Below are 16872 nucleotides of genomic sequence, written 5' to 3'. Positions count from 1 at the left end.
TAAAGCGACGAGGGAAGAAGGCTACTGCCACACCAAATTAAAGTCTCACCAGTTTCTTAAAATTCTGGTTTCATTAGTACTGGAGGAATCCATTAATGAGTATCGTCACGAAGTCCATCGTGAATGCTGATGCAGAAGCCCGCTACCTTAGCCCCGGCGAACTGGATCGGATCAAAAGCTTTGTTTCCGGTGGTGAACGTCGCCTCCGCATCGCTCAAATTTTGACCGAAAACCGCGAGCGCATTGTTAAGCAAGCTGGTGATCAGTTGTTCCAAAAACGCCCTGATGTTGTTTCTCCTGGTGGAAACGCTTACGGCCAAGAAATGACCGCTACTTGTCTGCGCGACTTAGACTACTACCTCCGCCTTGTCACCTACGGAATTGTTTCCGGTGATGTTACCCCCATCGAAGAAATCGGTGTTGTGGGTGTGCGTGAAATGTACAAGTCTCTCGGCACTCCTATTGACGCTGTGGCTGGTGGCGTTAACGCGATGAAGAATGTTGCTGCTACCTTGTTGTCTGCTGAAGACTCTGGTGAAGCTGGCGCTTACTTCGATTACCTAGTCGGTGCGATGCAGTAAGCTGAAGCTGTTTTTACTGCTGCTGAAACACAACTATTGCAATCAGGTTGGAAATAAGGAAAGAACAACATGCAAGACGCAATTACCTCTGTCATTAATGCTTCAGACGTTCAAGGTAAATACTTGGATACTGCGGCTCTAGAAAAGCTCAAAGGCTACTTCGTAACTGGTGAACTACGCGTGCGCGCTGCTACAGCTATTAGTGCTAACGCAGCTGCGATCGTTAAAGAAGCAGTAGCTAAGTCCTTGTTATACTCTGACATCACTCGTCCCGGTGGTAATATGTACACCACCCGTCGCTATGCTGCTTGCATCCGCGATTTGGACTACTACCTACGTTACTCTACCTACGCTATGCTAGCTGGCGATCCTTCGATCCTAGACGAGCGCGTATTGAATGGCTTGAAAGAAACCTACAACTCCTTGGGTGTTCCCGTAGGCGCTACTGTACAAGCTATCCAAGCTATCAAAGAAGTAACCGCTAGCTTAGTCGGTCCCGACGCTGGTAAAGAAATGGGCGTTTACTTAGACTATATCTCCTCTGGCTTAAGCTAAGAGTTAGTTTGCACTTAATACATTAGGTGCGACTTTATTAAGGTCTGGAAATCAATTGTGAGTGTTAGAACGTTCTATTGCTTATGTTGTGAATGAGTGTTAGCGGTCTAGTATTGATATTTGATTTCCAGACTTGGAGTGATTAATTTAAATATTTGCATAGAAATATACACTCCCACTTTTGTTTGTAATAAAAAACTTTTCACAATCACCGTAGGAGATTTTAAGATATGGCTCGTTTGTTTAAAGTTACTGCTTGTGTCCCCAGCCAATCCCGCATTCGTACTCAAAGAGAGTTGCAAAATACTTATTTCACTAAGCTAGTTCCTTACGAAAACTGGTTTCGCGAACAGCAACGCATTCAAAAAATGGGTGGCAAAATCGTGAAGGTAGAATTAGCAACTGGTAAGCAAGGTACTAACGCTGGGTTGCTGTAATTAATATATAACGAACATCATTCTAGGGAGTTGTCAAGAGGTCAAGGTAGGCCTCTTTTTTGTTGCTTATTCTATCACGTTAATTGGTCAAATATCTTGAAGAGGCGGTATCCTTAAGTATACTTCCAGGCTTTCAGAAATCAACAATGTCTTAACCTCCTTCGCGGTTGCTATACATTAAAGCTTGAAATATTAGTGCTGACTTACATAAAAGTCATCTAAAGCTAATTTCCAGTATATAAACTTAGATAATATATTGAATTCATAAAATAAACTAAATGTGAATAGTATAAATACTGATGTAATTGTATTGCTTTATAGCATTAACTACTAATAGTTATTTTTATGCTTTCCGGTTGTTCCAGTGGTAGAGAGTTATTCCAATTAACCCTTAGTTCTTGTAATCAAGTTGGTTTAATTAGAGGAGGCTGTTATGTACGGATTGGTAAATAAAGGTATTCAAAATATGGTGTGTAGTCGCTTTGGTGAGGAGATTTGGCGAAAAATTAAGCAGAAAGCTGAAGTCGAGACAGATTTTTTCCTCAGCATGGAAGGCTATCCTGATGACATTACACACAGGCTGATAAAAGCTGCTAGTGTTGTTTTGGATTTATCTCCGTCAGAGATTATGGCAGCATTCGGAGAATTTTGGGTGGAGTACGCATCGCAAGAAGGCTATGGCGAAATGATGGATATGACTGGGGATACTCTACCTGAGTTTCTAGAAAACCTCGATAATCTTCATACTCGTATAGGAATCAGCTTTCCGAAGCTTCAACCTCCATCATTTGAGTGTACTGATGTCGAAGAAGATTCCTTGAGCTTACACTATCACTCTCATAGAGAGGGTCTTGCTCCAATGGTATTTGGTTTGGTTAAGGGATTAGGAAATAGGTTTGATATAGAAGTTGAGATTACACAAACCCACAGTAAAAATGATGGCGCTGAACACGATGAATTTTTAGTGAAGCATAAACCACACTGAGCGCTAAGTTGATGATTCCTCCTCACCTTTGTCTTTCGCCAGAATTATTTACCGAAGCTTTTCCGTTTCACTTTGTATTTAACCGGAATCGAGAGATATTACAAGCGGGCTATGTTTTACAACGTATTAGTCCGAGTTCATTAGTTGGTGGACAGATAGAGCAGCATTTTTATATTAATCGCCCCCCTATTGCGGTTGATTTTGATGCTATTCACAAAAAAACTAATTCTATATTCATTTTGGAGTTTATTCATAATGGGATGTATCTTAAGGGGCAGATGATGTATCAACCAGAGCCAGAAGCTATGTTTTTTCTGGGTTCTCCTTGGATTACAGAAACAGCTAGTCTTGCTCCTCTTGGCATCAAATTAAAGGACTTTGCTCTTCATGACCCTATTAGTGATTTTATTTTTTTATTAAAAGCTAAAAATACTGCTTTAGCTGACACCGAAAAATTAACTATAGAACTACAAAAGGCACTGGAAATTAAGGAAAATCTGGCTCAATTTGCTCAAGCACAAGCTCAAAAATTAGAAAAATCTTTTAAGGAATTACAACAAACTCAAGCACAATTAATCCAAGCTGAAAAAATGTCCAGTTTGGGACAACTGGTGGCAGGAGTAGCCCACGAAATTAATAACCCAATTAATTTTATTCATGGCAATTTGAGTTACATTGATGATTACACACAAAATTTACTCAAGCTTGTGGAGCTTTACCAAAAAGTTTATGTCAATCCTGTACCAGAAATTCAAGATTATACCGAAATAATTGAATTAGAATTTTTGCTGGTTGATTTACCCAAAATTATCAATTCTATGAAAATAGGAACCAAGCGGATTACTGAAATTGTCAGGTCTTTGCGTAACTTTTCTCGTCTGGATGAAGCAGATATGAAAAGAGTTGATATTCATGAAGGCATAGATAATACTTTGTTGATTTTACAAAATCGGCTGAAGGAAAAATTTGACTACCCAAAAATTGAAATTGTAAAAAAATATGGCAATATACCTTTAATAGATTGCTATCCGGGTCAACTCAATCAAGTATTTATGAATATTATTAATAATGCTATTGATGCTTTAGATAGTTATAATGAAAATCGATCTATTGCAGAAATTTATACTAATCCTAGTATAATTAATATTATGACAGAGGTTTTAAATGAAAATCGTGTTGTCATCTACATTAGTGATAATGGTTTAGGGATGACTGAAGCAGTTAGAAAAAAACTATTTGATCCATTTTTTACTACTAAGCCTGTAGGTAAAGGTACAGGTTTAGGTTTATCAATTAGCCATCAAATTATAGTAGAAAAACACAAGGGAAATTTAAGTTGTATATCAGAACCCGGAAAAGGAACTGAGTTTTGCATTGAAATTCCTATATCGATTAATAGCTAGTCAAATATTGAATGAAGCGTCTTTTATTGATTACAGAACGGTTTGCCCCAGATTTAGGCGGTTTGGCTAGCAGTGCTACGCGCCTTGTAAATACGCTTTGCCAATTAAATATAGAAGTTGATGTTGTTACCTGGAGTCGTTATTTACAACCTGGGGAAGTTTTACCCCCGGAAAGATTAGAAGCAAAGTATCGAGTTTATCGTATAGGGTTATACCGTCATTGGGATATGACGATGCCTCATACTCTGAATGTGCTGGATTGGTTGCAGCAGACTCGTGGATATGATGCTATTTGGGGTCATTATCTTTTTCCGAGTGGTTTTTTGGCGACGTGGTTTGCAGGATTGAAAAATATACCCAGTACTGTTAGCGCCCGTGGTAATGATATTGATAGGGAAATGTTTCCACCGGGTGATTTTGCCCGTCTGCAATGGACGCTACAACACGCTAAGGTGATTACGGCTGTAAGTGCTGATATGTCTCGCAAAATTCAGTTATTGAGTGGACGCGATGATGTTTTGGTGCTGAAAAATGCGGTGGATACAAATATATTTTGTTTGCCAAGTTCAGGTGAGGTTACGCGAGAGAAGTTAGGAATTGCACCTGATGAGGTTATTTTGGGTTTTTGTGGGGAATTGCGGGAAAAGAAAGGACAGCAATTTTTGTTAAATGCTTTGACAACAGTTCGCAGTCAGCGTCCGGCTTGTTTGTTAATTATTGGTGAGGTACGGGCTTCTCAGGAATCTGTACTGCAAGTTTATAAAACTCAGCAGCCAGAAAATGCCCAGCGAATTATCATTACGGGACATTTATCTAATTCTGGTTTGGTGGCTGAATATCTCCGGTTATGTGATGTTTATCTCCAGCCTTCACTGTGGGAGGGAATGCCAAATGCGCTACTAGAGGCGATGGCTTGTGGTTGTTGCTGTATTGCTAGTGATGCGGGTGGAATTCCAGAGGTAATTTTACATGGTGAAAATGGTTTTATGTTGCCTCGTTCTCAGTTGCATAAATTAGGTGAGGCGGTGTTGGAATGTTTGACTATGCCGATAGAACAGAAAAATGGCATTGTTCAAGCAGCAAGCGATCGCATCCTCAATGAATATTCTATCGCTCAAGAGCAACAACAACTTCAAATTTTACTTAGCCGCTTGATGCCCAATTGAGCATAAGCCGCCGTTAAAGCTGCACCGGCAAGTTTCCAAGTATATTTCTCTTCAATGCGCTGTCGGGCATTTTTAGCCAGTTTGGTAGCTAATTCTGGGTCATTGTGTAACTGCAATACGGCATCTTTAATGGCTTTGGCTGAACCTGGTTTGACTAATAAAAAATGTACTTTGTCTTCGCCTAGTTCGCGGACTACAGGCAAATCACTAGCAATTATAGGGACTCCCGTAGCCATACCTTCTAAAATCTTCAGGGGACAACAACCTTGAACTAAGTTGCGATCGCTTGGCATTAATGGTGCCAAAATAATATCGGCAGCGTGGATATGTTCAACTAACTGTGTTTGTGATAGGGGTTCTAAAATAGTGAGTTTCTCTGCAATTCCTAATTTTAACGCCAGCTGCTTTAACTTTTTGATTTGATCCTCTCTGGCTTGTCCAATTACTGTTAAATAAGCAGGAACATCTTTATTTACTAGTTCTAAAGCTTCTATGGCTAAGTTTACACCTTGCCAGGGGGAAAGTGTCCCAAAATAAATGATTTGGATAACTGCTGGGCGCTTAATCATGGCGGGCAAAATACCACCAGAATGATTATAGGTAAACACATCTAAATCTACACCGTTGGGAATCACTTGAATTTTATGAGATGGTATATCCCGACTTTGCAAATATGCAGCAGTGACATAGCTGGGTGTGATAATTAAATCGGCTGCTGCTAAACAAATTTGTTCCTGGGAGTGCAATTTGTGCAATAATTCTCGATCCTCAGCTACCCCAGGATAACGATATTTTAGTTCTATAGAAGGTAAACCGTTGACTTCAAAAATTAACTGCTCACAATATTTATTTTTATTAAGTCCTATAACAAATCCTTCATAAATTGAACGAATGTGAATTGCCGCAAATTGGCGATTTTGCAACCATCCCCGCAGCAAATTTTGAAAATACAAAACTCTGGAAATCAAATTACTACCCACAGCAGGTAACATTGTCTGCTGCACTTGGGGAAATATTTCATCCTTATCTATCTGTTCTGCTGTAGGAGAAACTGTAACTAATTCGATATGACCAAAAGCTGCGGCTAAAGCCTGAGAAAAAGCTGCAATATGAATGGCTGCACCCTTTGGTGCTGGGACAACATCAAAGGATATATAGGCTATCTGCTGTTTATGTATAAACATTTATATACCTGATTGACACTTGTTTTTTTACTTTGTTATACTGACGGCGATTAATATCTGTTTATCTCATATATTTTGAGTTTGAAAATAATTTAAATAAACTTAATAAAATAAATTGATGGAGTACAGATTCAAATGCCTATTGAATTACAACAACTACGCAAAGATTTAATCTATGAAGATACAGCACTTTTGGGCAGTGTGACAACTGATTTAGATGATATAGCAGCACTTTCTCAACTTGCAGAAATTAAGCAAAATAAATTTGGCAAACAAGCCATTTATTATTTTTCAACAGCCGCAGTTGTAGGTATTTTTAGCTTTAGTTTAGCTGCTATTGCCTCTGGTTTCCTAAATATAGTAGTTTTTGTCCTGAATCTGGGTTTAGTCGGTTTAATCATCGCTTGGGTTTATACATTATTTATGATGTTTAAATTTAAGAGATTAAATTTAATTAATTATCGATATAATCTCATTAAACAATTGCTGCAAATGCTGGCTAGAGATTTAGATGAAACGAATTTAATTTATCTGAAATTATCTTTTCAAACTGGTGAAAAAAATGAATATAAAACAAACACTGTAAAGCATCCCTACAAGAGTGGATGGAAGATAGATATTTATGAAAATCAATGGTTAAACATGAGAGGACGCTTTTTAGATAAAACGCGTTTTATGTTAAGTATTACTGGACTATCTAAAAAACAATATGGTTGGAAACGTAGCAGAAGTGGCAAAAGTAAGTATAAATCCAAAGTGAAATCACAAGGATTGGATATAAATCTCTATTTAACCTATCCTCAACGCCGATATGGAGCAGTAAAAGTTTTACAAAGTGAGGTGACAGAGGCGATAAAACTGCCTCAATTCTCTATGATAAAAAGTTTGAAAGTTACAGAGAAATCTATGAATTTTACTGTCAGGATTTCCCCAGAGGTTGCAGAAAATGAAGGGCAAATTTATCAAACAGTTGTCGCTATGTTTTTAAGCCTTTATCAAGTTTTAAATTTGGCAAAAATGCTTTCCAAGGAAACTGTATGAAGCATAGCATTGGTAAGATTTTAACTTTAGGAATGTTAATTACGGCACTTTTAAGCTGTAGTAACAACCCAACAAAAGATGAAGTTTCTCAACAGAATACTCAGACAACAACCGTTACAGTAACTAATGTTGCTAACCGAACTGAAAAAATCAAGTTTAAAACTGAGTTTGGTGCAGACTTATTTTCTCTCAAACAGCAAGATAATGGGGCAAAATTAGTTGATGGAAATGATCAGGAATTAGCCAGAATTAGAGAAAATACTCCAGGAAAACTGAAAATTAAAAATGCTTCAGAGAAAGTTTTGGGTTACGTAATCAGTCAAAAAGGTCAGTGGAAGTTAGAAAATCCAGAAGAAAGTCAAGTTTTATATATTCTTAAAATACAGAATGATGGTCACTACACTTTAGAAGATGCTGCTAATAAGGCAATTTATCAAATTCAGACGCAAAATAATACTTGGGAGATTAATACACCAGACCAAAAGTTAGTTTATCAGGTGAGAATTAAGGATGGCAAAACTTCTTTGAGAGATGCATCTGCAACCACAGTTTTTTCGACAAAATCAGAGATTTCACCCATTGCATTCGCTTGTTTTGGTTTTGATGTTCTGACTCGCGAACAACAAGCGGCTTTAGCTTATGCTGTAAATTTAACAGGAGGAAAGTAAAACTTGCAGATTCAATTGAGTTGGATAGACCCAAATACTGAAGAACGCCGAGAACCATTATTTACAACTCCAGTGGCTATTGGCCGGAACTTTGAAGAAATGCCAGCAGAAATTAATGGTAAATTAGTTTCTAGGGTGGTGATTGCAGATGATTTGGTTGCAGATTATCATGTTTTAATTACTGGGGAAAGTCAACGGTTAATGGTGATTTCCCAAGATCCAAATATGGTGATGAAAATTAATGATTTGCAAAAGAGTAATGGTAGTCTGAAAGATGGCGATCGCCTGCAAGTTGGTAGCTGCGAAATTGTGGTAAACTTGGCAACAAGCAATGTATGCGATCGCATGGTAGGATTTCTGTTTAAACGAAAGTGCGATCGCACTGATCAAACAGATTGTCCTTACTGTGAACAGTCTTATGAAGAAGACTATGCTTTTTATTCCGGTTATGGCAATTATCGCTCTGGCTACTGGGGTGATAACTATTATGACAACCGTGATTGCTATTTCTATGACCCCTATACTGGTAATGTCAACTTTACAGAAGCTGATGCTATTAGTTTAGAACGTGAAAGTGATGGTGATTTTGAATATGATATGGGTGCTAGTTGAGTGGGTAGGGGCGGGTTTAAGCAGTCAGTCTGTGGTTCGTCGAAATCCTTAGTAAACCCGCCCGTAAACTTTTTAAAATTATTTCGTTTTAACTATTGAATAAAACTTGGTTAATTTACGCCCTTGGTGGCGGTTGGGGACATTTAAACCGTGCTTTGTCTTTAGGCAGAATTGCGGCAAAATATAGAAAAATCAGAATTATTACAAATAGTCCTTATGCACAGAAAATCAGTCATGAGGGTTGTTTAGTACATTGGATTCCTGATGATGCTGGATTTTCAGCAACTTGTCTAAAAGTCCGAGAAATTTTACTCAATATTGATTATGACTGCTTAATTGTTGATACCTTTCCCAGGGGTTTGGGTGGTGAATTGGCAGATATTCTGCCTCAATTGCACTCTATTCCGCGAATTTTAATTCATCGGGATATTAACCCTAAATATATTATTGCCAAGAATTTACGGGATTTTGTCATGGCAAATTTTAATCTGGTGATTGTACCGGGAGAAGGTACAGATTTAGGTTTAGCAGATTTGCCTGGTGTTCAGCATACAGCACCTTGGTTGATTCGTAATGCTGAGGAATTACCAGAGAGAAACACCACGCGAACATCGCGTATCATGAAAGTGGATAAATCTGTAAAAATTATCCTAGTCTGTGCCGCAGGTCAAGCATCAGAGTTAAATATTTTTAGTCAACTAGCGCTGCGACTGCATCAAGAATTTCCCGAATGTGCTGTGAGAATTTTAGCCGCTAACTGTCCTGAGAATTGTCCTGAAAGCTTATGGATATCTCACCATCCGGGTATAGAATGCCTCGCTGCATCTGATATAGTCATTGGTGGGGGGGGATACAACACAGTTTACGAATGTGCCGCCGTGGGTGTACCTCTAGTAGCATTAGCATTTGAGCGATTGTACGACCGCCAAGCAAAAAGAGCTAGTAAAGGTTATTATGTCCAGGATATTGAACAAGCGTTCGGCAAAGCCGTGCCGGAGGCAATCGCTACTGTGAGAATATTGCTAAACCAAGTAAAAACAGCAAATACACAGTCTGCGCCAGCTTATGTTAATGGTGCTGTGCAAGCAATGTATCAAATTATGAGTTATAAGTTGTGAGTTATGAGTTTTACTACTGTAGCTAATCGTGAATCTACGTCGCCTGATTCCAATTTTTGATGATTCCGTCTCCTCCTGGGCTTTAGAGGCGCGGTTACTGCGCTGGCTAACATTGATTTGGCTGTTTGTCGGCTTGATTATGCTGTTTTCAGCATCCTATCCCGTGGCTGAATCGAGTCATGGAGATGGACTTTACTTCATTAAGCGCCAACTCGCTTGGGTCTTCGTTGCCCTGATAGGATTTAACATAATTGTGAATCTTCCGTTACGGAAAATTTTGGGTAATACTCATTGGTTTGTTGCACTGTTTTTGCTGTTAATCTTCGCTACATTGATACCAGGAGTGGGTAAAGAAGCTTTGGGTGCAGCACGTTGGATAGGTATCGGACCAATAACCCTGCAACCTTCAGAATTAATTAAACCGTTTTTGGTGCTGCAAAGTGCGCGACTGTTTGGACAGTGGGAACGGTTGAGTTGGTCAGTTCGCTTAACTTGGCTAGGTGTTTTTTGTCTAGTGCTTTTAGGAATTTTGGCACAGCCGAACTTAAGTACAACCGCACTCTGTGGTATGACTATGTGGTTAATAGCCTTAGCATCTGGACTATCTTACAGATATTTGGGAGGAACAGCATTTGGTGGGCTGATGTTAGCGCTAATTAGTATTAGCCTGAAAGAATATCAGCGCAGGCGTGTAATGTCATTCCTCGATCCTTGGGCTGACCCTAGAGGCGATGGGTACCAACTAGTACAAAGTTTGTTAGCCGTAGGTTCTGGTCAAACTTGGGGGGCTGGGTTTGGGCTTTCCCAACAAAAGTTGTTTTATTTACCAATTCAGGACACCGATTTCATTTTTTCCGTGTTCGCTGAAGAATTTGGGTTTGTTGGCAGTATGGTCCTGCTGATCATGTTAGCGGTATTAGCTACTATAGGATTAATTGTGGCATTGAAGGCTAAGAATATAGTCAATCGACTAGTAGCCATTGGTGTAACAATTGTGATTATAGGACAATCATTGTTACATATTGCCGTGGCTACAGGTGCATTACCTACCACAGGCTTACCCCTACCCATGTTTAGTTATGGTGGTAATTCCATGATTTCCAGCCTAGTCAGTATGGCTTTGCTAATTCGGGTAGCCCGCGAGAGTAGTGAAGCGGAGGTAGTACCATTGCGAAAACCCCAACCTCAGAACTTGCGTCAACGTCGGAGTTTACAAAAAAAGTAAAAACCTAAATTCGCAATCCCATAATTATTAAATCCCGTTCCACACCATCAAGTTCTGCAACTTGCGGTAAATATCCCCACTGTTGAAACCCGAATTTGGCAAACAGCTTTAAGCTGGGGTGATTGTGGGCAAAAATAAAGCCCAAAAGCGTTTTTATCTGTAAATTTGGACTCTCGCTAATGGCTTGGGCGAGGAGTAGTCCACCTATACCACGTTGATGAACAGACGGAGAAATATAAATACTAATTTCGGCAGTGGCATCATAAGCTGGCCGTCCATAGAATGATTTAAAACTCAGCCACCCCACAACTATACCTTCTACTTCTATCACCCATACTGGTCTTTGTAAAGGCGATCGCCCTTGAAACCAAGCCAGGCGACTTTGTACAGAAACTGGTTCTAAATCAGCTGTGGCTTTGCGGCTGGGAATTGATGCATTATAAATTGCCACTATTGCCGGTAAATCAATTTCATTCGCATGGCGGATGGTCATTGCTGGGGTTTTGGAGAAAGATAAAATCTTTAAAATAATAGCAAAATAATTAAATTTTTGGTTAATCTTGCAGAAATGCCATCAGGTTATTTCTTGATCACAATTTTCAATTATTCATCCTAGAGAAACAGATGAATTTCTGAATATGAGAAAAAATAAATATATTGGCGAATTTTTGTAGCTATAACTACAAATAAATCTTGGGAATTTCAAACTATTTAAAAATCTATATGCACCAAAGGTAGAGGTTGTTTCTATTAGCTATATCTAGGATTAATGTAGCTGAGAAAATTTCTACCTACCTTTTATGTTTAAGAATTTAGTAGAAAATCCTGAAATTTCCGAAAATAACGAGCAGCAAGATTCAACTGTAGAATTAACTTTATTTATCAGTAAATTCAAAACTACTATTTGGCTGTTAGGCATTCCCACTTGGATTTATGGAATAGTAGATCAGAGTTTGGACACATTTGCTGATGGTTATTTATCTAGTTTAGAATTTTTTCATCTTTTGACTACAGTTTTATTTTTTTTAAGTTGGCTGTATTTAAAACCTGATATTAAAGATCAGCAATCTCAATTAAACTTGTGTCCAATGCAATCAAATAAGTTTGCATTAAAAAAGCGACACATGATCAGCCAAGAATATATATTACCTTTTCCTTACCTTTGTCAAATTTATCATCTGTTGAACTTAAAACATTTAGAAACAGTTCATAATTTTAGCTTAAATAACTTAAAAATACTCAATATTAGCCACTTTCAGCCCACAAATATTGGTGGAATCATCAAATTCCAAACTATTTTAGATTCTCCCGCAAATCCTCTAAGAATTTGGAGAAAACCGATTGTAGAGGTAGATTTAATTTTACACACTCCCTATACAATTGAATTGAGTATTCCCGTTTACAATAAGAAAAGAATAATCGTAATTTTCCAAGCCTTCCCATTGACGGATAAGGAACATCAATTATTCATAGATATTTATAGTGATTTAAACTGGCCTAAACCACTACTACAAATCCTGTTACATTTTGCTTCGTGTTTGACATTATTTGAAGATTTACCCTATCTCCGCAATTTAGCTGACACGAATATTGAGCGTTTATTCAAATTAAGTAAATTTTCTAATAATGCAAGTACGTTACTCTTTAAAAGATTTGTTGAGCTTTATGGAACGAGTGGAAACACAGCTAAATTAATTGAAGGAAATCATTAAATTTGTGGAACCTCACCCCAACCCTCTCCTTACTAAGGAGAGGGAGTATGAATATTCTAAGCACGCGCCAACAAGGGGGCGGCTGCTAGTAAAGTTTTAGTATAGGGGTGTTGAGGATTAGTAAAAATCTGCTTTGTACTACCCATTTCCACAATTTTACCACTGTGCATTACGGCAATACGATCGCACAAAAATCGCGCTAACCACAAATCATGAGTAATAAACAAGTACGTTAATTCAAATTCTACTTTTAATTGTAACATTAAATCCAACACTTGTGATTGAACACTGGCATCTAACATACTCACAGGTTCATCACAGATTAACAGTTTAGGACGAGTAATCAAAGCACGAGCGATCGCCACTCGTTGCTGCTGTCCTCCAGATAAATCTGATGGATAACGTTGATAATAAAGTTCTGCTGGTGTTAATCCCACTTTTTCCAACATCCACAAAACTTGTGCTTTCGCTTTATCTGCATCAGCTAAATTGTGGATAAATAAGGGATCAGCTATGCTTTGTCCCACTGTCATCACCGGATTCAGACAAGCATGAGGATCTTGAAAAATCATTTGCATTTGTCGCCGGGAAGCCCGAATTTCTGGGCGCGATAAAGTCGTTAACTCTTGCCCCAAAAATTCAACTTTGCCAGCCGTAGGACGAATCAGTTGTAAGATTGTCCTGGATAGGGTACTTTTCCCACAACCTGATTCCCCAACTAATCCAAAAATCTCCCCTTGATAGAGTTCTAAATTAATTCCATCGACAGCTTTAATGGTTTCCCCTGGCTTTTTCCATAATCTTGCAATAAAATTCGGTTCGATAGTGTAATGCTGTTCTAGTTCTGTAATTCGCAATATTGCTGATTGGGAAGTCTCTTTTCTACTGTCTTCATCTACTGCTTGAATATGCAAAGCTGCTTTTAATAGCGATCGCGTGTATTCATGTTGAGGTTGTCTCAATACAGTTTCAGTTGCACCCATTTCTACCATTTTGCCCTGATACATCACACCGATGCGATCGCAATATTCGCCCACCATCGCTAAATCGTGAGAAATCAGCAGCAGCGCCATATTTTCCTCACTACATAGACGGGTTAATTCTTGTAAAATCTGTGCCGAGACGGTGACATCTAAACTGGTGGTGGGTTCATCAGCGACAATTAACTTAGGGTTGAGAAGTAAAGCCAAGGCGATCGCTACCCGTTGACGCATTCCGCCGCTAAACTCATGGGGGTACTGATACCAACGACTGGCGGGAATATTCACTTTTTCCAAAGTAGCGATCGCTATTTCCTTCGCTTCCTTAGTGGATAACTGTGGTGAATGCGCCTGAAGAGTTTCAATACAGTGCTTACCAATAGTCATCAAAGGATCAAGCCGTGTCATGGGATCTTGAAAAATTAAGGCGATCGCCTCTCCCCGAAATTTCCGCAACTGGTTAGGCATCAAATCAAACACCGATTTACCCTGAAACGTCACCCGACCCTCAACGCGACTATCAGGGGGTAACAAGCACATTGCAGCCCTTCCTAGAGTTGATTTACCACAACCAGACTCACCCACCAAACCCATGCTTTCCCCCGGTTGCAAGGTGAAAGATACATCATCAACTGCCCAACTTACCGCTTCCTCGTGACGCTGAGGATAAGCAACACGTAGATTCTCTAGAGAAAATAAAGTTTCACTCATATATTAGTTGTCAGCCGTTTAAATTTCAGCCAGTTTATCAGATTAGTTCAGAAATGCGGATGAGTCTCATACAAAACCTCACCTCCAACTCATCTTTTTATTAGTCAGAAAAGGCGGAGTGAGGTAAAAAACCAGATTTGCATCTTATTTTATTTATCGCCTAAAGCCTTCCTGATTGTTTCAGTATCTAATTCTAATAATTCTGCTATCTCCTGAATGCTGAGTCCTCGTTGTACAAGCTTGGGCAAAATATTTAATTTGGCTTTTAGTTCGCCTTTTTGCTCGCCTTCTTGTTCACCTTCTGCTTTTGCTTCTTGATAAACTCTAGTTTCTTTCAGCAAGTTTAAATTCAGCATGGTTTCTATTTCCTCACGGCTTAAATTAGGAAACTTGTAGACAACGATTGTCTCTATAAATTCTATAAGTTTTCTTTGAATGAGAGTATCTGTCAATTCCTCCCTCGCCTTGTCAATCAGAGTTTTGGCGAGTTCTTCAGCTTTGTTTTCAGTCTCTACAACTAAGCGAACAATTCCTACTCCTAGAGAATTAGCTGGTAAATCTTCAAGTTCGTCTAGGTAAAAGCGACGCAGATGAGGTTCTAACAATGAACGATAACGCAGGGGATAGCTACGTTCATTACTGCGTTTATCATAGATAACTATCGCTAACCAGTCAGGGTTAGGTGGTTGATATTGGGTGAAATAAAGAAAAATACTCGTAAACAGTCGACCATAAAATTCATCATCTTTGTAAAACTGAATCTCGACGAAATACAGGGGTTGATTAGGAAATTCTTCTAGGGGAGAAAACAACCCATCTAATCGAAAGCTTTTTTGTTTAATTTCTGGTGCGGTAAACTCATAAGTATTGGTGTTAATCTCAGGTTTACCAATAATTTCAAAAAAGATGTTGGGAAATTCTTTAAATATTTCGTAGAAAATTGCGTCTGTTTTCATTGATTACGAATTATTAAACTGCTATTTTACCATTCTCCCTACTCCTGTATAGGCGGGTTTAGACAAGACAACAGACTTACGATTTAAACCCGCCTTACCCAATCCCATTTTCCAAGTTGTTACAAAAATAACTTTCAATGGGCAGTGAAAAATGAGATGATGTCAGAAGTAGAGCAAAAGGTAAAGAATTGTTAATTTTCCTCCTCCGGTTGTGGCTGGAGAATAGCTTCACAGTAGTGAATGAGAGTAGTCAGGCGCATCATTTGGAAATGGAGCATCAGCAACTGGATTTATTGATTTTGATCCTGCTCAAATCCCTAATCCTGGAAATAACTTTTCTCTAATAGTAAATGATTTTTCTGTAACCGTCACAGGAACAACTACAGGGAATGGAACGTTCACATTATCTGACTTTGGCTCTTTTATTTTTCAAACACCTCCTGATACGCCATTAGACTTTAGCCAAGAATTAGTTGGACAACCTGCGACTTCCCCTGCTCTTCCCTTTGGAACAACTCCTACTTTCGGGCAGGCAGGAGATTTTAATATTTTTGCCAACAACCCCAATGCACCCAACGGAACTTTCTTCTTTCAAATTACAACTTCTGGTGGTTCTGGCGACAATTTAGTATTAACTAGTTTTAAGCCTCAATCCACAACATCAACTTCTGTTCCTGAACCTGCTTCCCTCATCGGTATCTTAGGCTTAGGTGCTTTCGGCCTTACCTCACTCCGCAAACGCAAACAAGCCTTAGTTACAGCATAAATCTATCATTTAATATTATTAAAATCTAGCCATGTTAACTCCAGACATGGCATTTTTGCTTTTGATACAAAAAATCGCACAACAAAATCTTAAATATCAATTTGGAAAAAAATCTGAATCTAAAGTTTCGTCAACAGAAAAAGGACTATCATTAGGAAAAATAGCAAGGGGAAGTCCAGTTTCAATAGATGCTTCTGTGCGAGCATTTTGATAACAATTAGTAAAAACTTCCAAATAATAGCTTTTTAAGCTAGGACTATCTAAAAAGGCTTCTTGTAATCTTAGACGATGTTCATAGATTGTATATAACCAAATATTAGAGCGTTTTTGGGGTTGAAATTTGTATTTGAGCAGGTGCATTAAAATTACTCTAAGATTACTTCTCAAAGCATTTTTTTCACTTCTGCCCATACTTTCTATTTCTTTAATTAAATTATCTAAATCTACTTCTGAAAAATATTGTTTTTTTAATAGATAAACAATTCGCTCTAACCACAAGTGATAGTCTTGTTCATAAAAACTAGAATCTTGATCTTTATTTACATTTATAAGTTGATTTGTCATTTAAATCATGACTCCCATAACCAGGATATTTTTATTATATGCCAGCCGCTATTTGATTAGTGTTTAATTTATGAGGTATAGGAGTTACGCATTGACAATAAATAATAAATATGTATGAGTCTAAAAAGCACATATTTCGTAGGGGTTTAGCAATGCTCATTGGTGTCAACTTAATGGTACAGCCTCCCAAATTTGCTCTCTGATTTGT

17 protein-coding genes and 1 pseudogene are annotated in these 16872 nt (G+C 38.4%); 13 read left to right on the top strand and 5 right to left on the bottom strand.

Annotated features, from left to right (window positions below; translation table 11 throughout):
* Positions 1-95: 95 nt before the first annotated feature.
* The 6 genes from apcA (at position 96) to ACM0OW_RS19315 (ending at position 5127) form a co-directional block, all read left to right on the top strand.
* The gene (gene apcA / locus ACM0OW_RS19340; RefSeq protein WP_089091414.1) at positions 96-581 is read left to right on the top strand and encodes an allophycocyanin subunit alpha; all 486 of its coding nucleotides are present in this window, start codon (positions 96-98) and stop codon (positions 579-581) included.
* A 69-nt stretch (positions 582-650) separates the two neighbouring features.
* Positions 651-1136, top strand: coding sequence for an allophycocyanin subunit beta (gene apcB, locus ACM0OW_RS19335; RefSeq protein ID WP_193999007.1), 486 nt, complete (start codon positions 651-653; stop codon positions 1134-1136).
* 230 nt (positions 1137-1366) lie between these two features.
* Positions 1367-1573 carry a phycobilisome linker polypeptide gene (locus ACM0OW_RS19330; RefSeq protein WP_239730635.1) on the top strand — a complete coding sequence of 69 codons (207 nt, stop codon included), beginning with the start codon at positions 1367-1369 and terminating at the stop codon, positions 1571-1573.
* 433 nt (positions 1574-2006) lie between these two features.
* Entirely contained in the window at positions 2007-2558 is a 552-nt protein-coding gene (locus ACM0OW_RS19325; RefSeq protein WP_414551775.1) for a heme NO-binding domain-containing protein, read from the top strand.
* Between the two features lie 11 nt (positions 2559-2569).
* Positions 2570-3961, top strand: a complete 1392-nt coding sequence (locus ACM0OW_RS19320; RefSeq protein ID WP_414551774.1) for an ATP-binding protein — start codon at positions 2570-2572, stop codon at positions 3959-3961.
* 11 nt (positions 3962-3972) lie between these two features.
* Entirely contained in the window at positions 3973-5127 is a 1155-nt protein-coding gene (locus tag ACM0OW_RS19315) for a glycosyltransferase family 4 protein (protein ID WP_414551773.1), read from the top strand.
* On the opposite strand, the gene ACM0OW_RS19310 is transcribed toward ACM0OW_RS19315, so the two are convergent.
* Positions 5094-6305 (bottom strand): glycosyltransferase family 4 protein, encoded by a 1212-nt coding sequence (locus ACM0OW_RS19310; protein WP_414551826.1) that lies wholly within the window; start codon positions 6303-6305, stop codon positions 5094-5096. The two genes, ACM0OW_RS19315 and ACM0OW_RS19310, sit on opposite strands and share 34 nt — an antisense overlap.
* A 141-nt stretch (positions 6306-6446) precedes the next feature.
* On the opposite strand from ACM0OW_RS19310, the gene ACM0OW_RS19305 reads away from it, so the two are divergent.
* The 5 genes from ACM0OW_RS19305 (at position 6447) to ACM0OW_RS19285 (ending at position 10975) form a co-directional block, all read left to right on the top strand.
* Positions 6447-7352, top strand: a complete 906-nt coding sequence (locus ACM0OW_RS19305) for a hypothetical protein (RefSeq protein ID WP_414551772.1) — start codon at positions 6447-6449, stop codon at positions 7350-7352.
* Positions 7349-8020: a hypothetical protein gene (locus ACM0OW_RS19300; protein WP_414551771.1), complete on the top strand. Its 672-nt coding sequence runs from the start codon at positions 7349-7351 to the stop codon at positions 8018-8020. Before ACM0OW_RS19305 ends, ACM0OW_RS19300 begins: the two co-directional genes overlap by 4 nt.
* A gap of 3 nt (positions 8021-8023) precedes the next feature.
* Entirely contained in the window at positions 8024-8632 is a 609-nt protein-coding gene (locus ACM0OW_RS19295; protein WP_414551770.1) for an FHA domain-containing protein, read from the top strand.
* Between the two features lie 95 nt (positions 8633-8727).
* The gene (locus ACM0OW_RS19290; protein ID WP_414551769.1) at positions 8728-9750 is read left to right on the top strand and encodes a UDP-N-acetylglucosamine--LPS N-acetylglucosamine transferase; all 1023 of its coding nucleotides are present in this window, start codon (positions 8728-8730) and stop codon (positions 9748-9750) included.
* Positions 9751-9778: 28 nt separating this feature from the next.
* Complete coding sequence (locus ACM0OW_RS19285) at positions 9779-10975, top strand: FtsW/RodA/SpoVE family cell cycle protein (protein ID WP_414551768.1); 1197 nt, start codon at positions 9779-9781, stop codon at positions 10973-10975.
* Positions 10976-10979: 4 nt separating this feature from the next.
* Here ACM0OW_RS19285 and ACM0OW_RS19280 read toward each other — a convergent pair whose 3' ends face one another.
* On the bottom strand, positions 10980-11468 hold the full coding sequence (locus ACM0OW_RS19280) for an N-acetyltransferase family protein (protein ID WP_414551767.1): 489 nt from the start codon (positions 11466-11468) through the stop codon (positions 10980-10982).
* A 307-nt stretch (positions 11469-11775) separates the two neighbouring features.
* On the opposite strand from ACM0OW_RS19280, the gene ACM0OW_RS19275 reads away from it, so the two are divergent.
* Entirely contained in the window at positions 11776-12687 is a 912-nt protein-coding gene (locus ACM0OW_RS19275; RefSeq protein WP_414551766.1) for a hypothetical protein, read from the top strand.
* Between the two features lie 56 nt (positions 12688-12743).
* Here ACM0OW_RS19275 and ACM0OW_RS19270 read toward each other — a convergent pair whose 3' ends face one another.
* Together ACM0OW_RS19270 and ACM0OW_RS19265 are read right to left on the bottom strand one after the other, a co-directional pair.
* On the bottom strand, positions 12744-14378 hold the full coding sequence (locus ACM0OW_RS19270) for a dipeptide ABC transporter ATP-binding protein (RefSeq protein ID WP_414551765.1): 1635 nt from the start codon (positions 14376-14378) through the stop codon (positions 12744-12746).
* Between the two features lie 149 nt (positions 14379-14527).
* The gene (locus ACM0OW_RS19265; RefSeq protein ID WP_414551764.1) at positions 14528-15334 is read right to left on the bottom strand and encodes an Rpn family recombination-promoting nuclease/putative transposase; all 807 of its coding nucleotides are present in this window, start codon (positions 15332-15334) and stop codon (positions 14528-14530) included.
* A 667-nt stretch (positions 15335-16001) separates the two neighbouring features.
* On the opposite strand from ACM0OW_RS19265, the pseudogene ACM0OW_RS19260 reads away from it, so the two are divergent.
* A pseudogene (locus tag ACM0OW_RS19260) lies at positions 16002-16100 on the top strand (PEP-CTERM sorting domain-containing protein); the annotation flags it as partial.
* A gap of 96 nt (positions 16101-16196) precedes the next feature.
* Here the strand turns inward: ACM0OW_RS19260 and ACM0OW_RS19255 are convergent.
* A complete protein-coding gene (locus tag ACM0OW_RS19255) occupies positions 16197-16664 on the bottom strand; it encodes a DUF29 domain-containing protein (RefSeq protein ID WP_414551763.1) in 468 nt (155 codons plus the stop codon).
* Positions 16665-16872: the final 208 nt, after the last annotated feature.

Origin of the sequence: Anabaena sp. CCY 0017 (assembly GCF_963920885.1) — a bacterium.
Lineage (GTDB): Bacteria > Cyanobacteriota > Cyanobacteriia > Cyanobacteriales > Nostocaceae > Nodularia.
Note: the sequence above shows the minus strand (reverse complement) of the source record. Positions and strands in the feature narration are given on the sequence as shown.

Excerpts from the sequence above, each read along its gene's own strand:
- ACM0OW_RS19315 (WP_414551773.1), top strand. The coding sequence starts at position 3,973 with ATGAAGCGTCTTTTATTGATTACAGAACGGTTTGCCCCAGATTTAGGC.
- ACM0OW_RS19275 (WP_414551766.1), top strand. The coding sequence starts at position 11,776 with ATGTTTAAGAATTTAGTAGAAAATCCTGAAATTTCCGAAAATAACGAG.
- ACM0OW_RS19330 (WP_239730635.1), top strand. The coding sequence starts at position 1,367 with ATGGCTCGTTTGTTTAAAGTTACTGCTTGTGTCCCCAGCCAATCCCGC.
- ACM0OW_RS19300 (WP_414551771.1), top strand. The coding sequence starts at position 7,349 with ATGAAGCATAGCATTGGTAAGATTTTAACTTTAGGAATGTTAATTACG.
- apcB (WP_193999007.1), top strand. The coding sequence starts at position 651 with ATGCAAGACGCAATTACCTCTGTCATTAATGCTTCAGACGTTCAAGGT.
- ACM0OW_RS19270 (WP_414551765.1), bottom strand. The coding sequence starts at position 14,378 with ATGAGTGAAACTTTATTTTCTCTAGAGAATCTACGTGTTGCTTATCCT.
- ACM0OW_RS19320 (WP_414551774.1), top strand. The coding sequence starts at position 2,570 with ATGATTCCTCCTCACCTTTGTCTTTCGCCAGAATTATTTACCGAAGCT.
- ACM0OW_RS19255 (WP_414551763.1), bottom strand. The coding sequence starts at position 16,664 with ATGACAAATCAACTTATAAATGTAAATAAAGATCAAGATTCTAGTTTT.
- ACM0OW_RS19305 (WP_414551772.1), top strand. The coding sequence starts at position 6,447 with ATGCCTATTGAATTACAACAACTACGCAAAGATTTAATCTATGAAGAT.
- apcA (WP_089091414.1), top strand. The coding sequence starts at position 96 with ATGAGTATCGTCACGAAGTCCATCGTGAATGCTGATGCAGAAGCCCGC.
- ACM0OW_RS19325 (WP_414551775.1), top strand. The coding sequence starts at position 2,007 with ATGTACGGATTGGTAAATAAAGGTATTCAAAATATGGTGTGTAGTCGC.
- ACM0OW_RS19280 (WP_414551767.1), bottom strand. The coding sequence starts at position 11,468 with ATGACCATCCGCCATGCGAATGAAATTGATTTACCGGCAATAGTGGCA.
- ACM0OW_RS19265 (WP_414551764.1), bottom strand. The coding sequence starts at position 15,334 with ATGAAAACAGACGCAATTTTCTACGAAATATTTAAAGAATTTCCCAAC.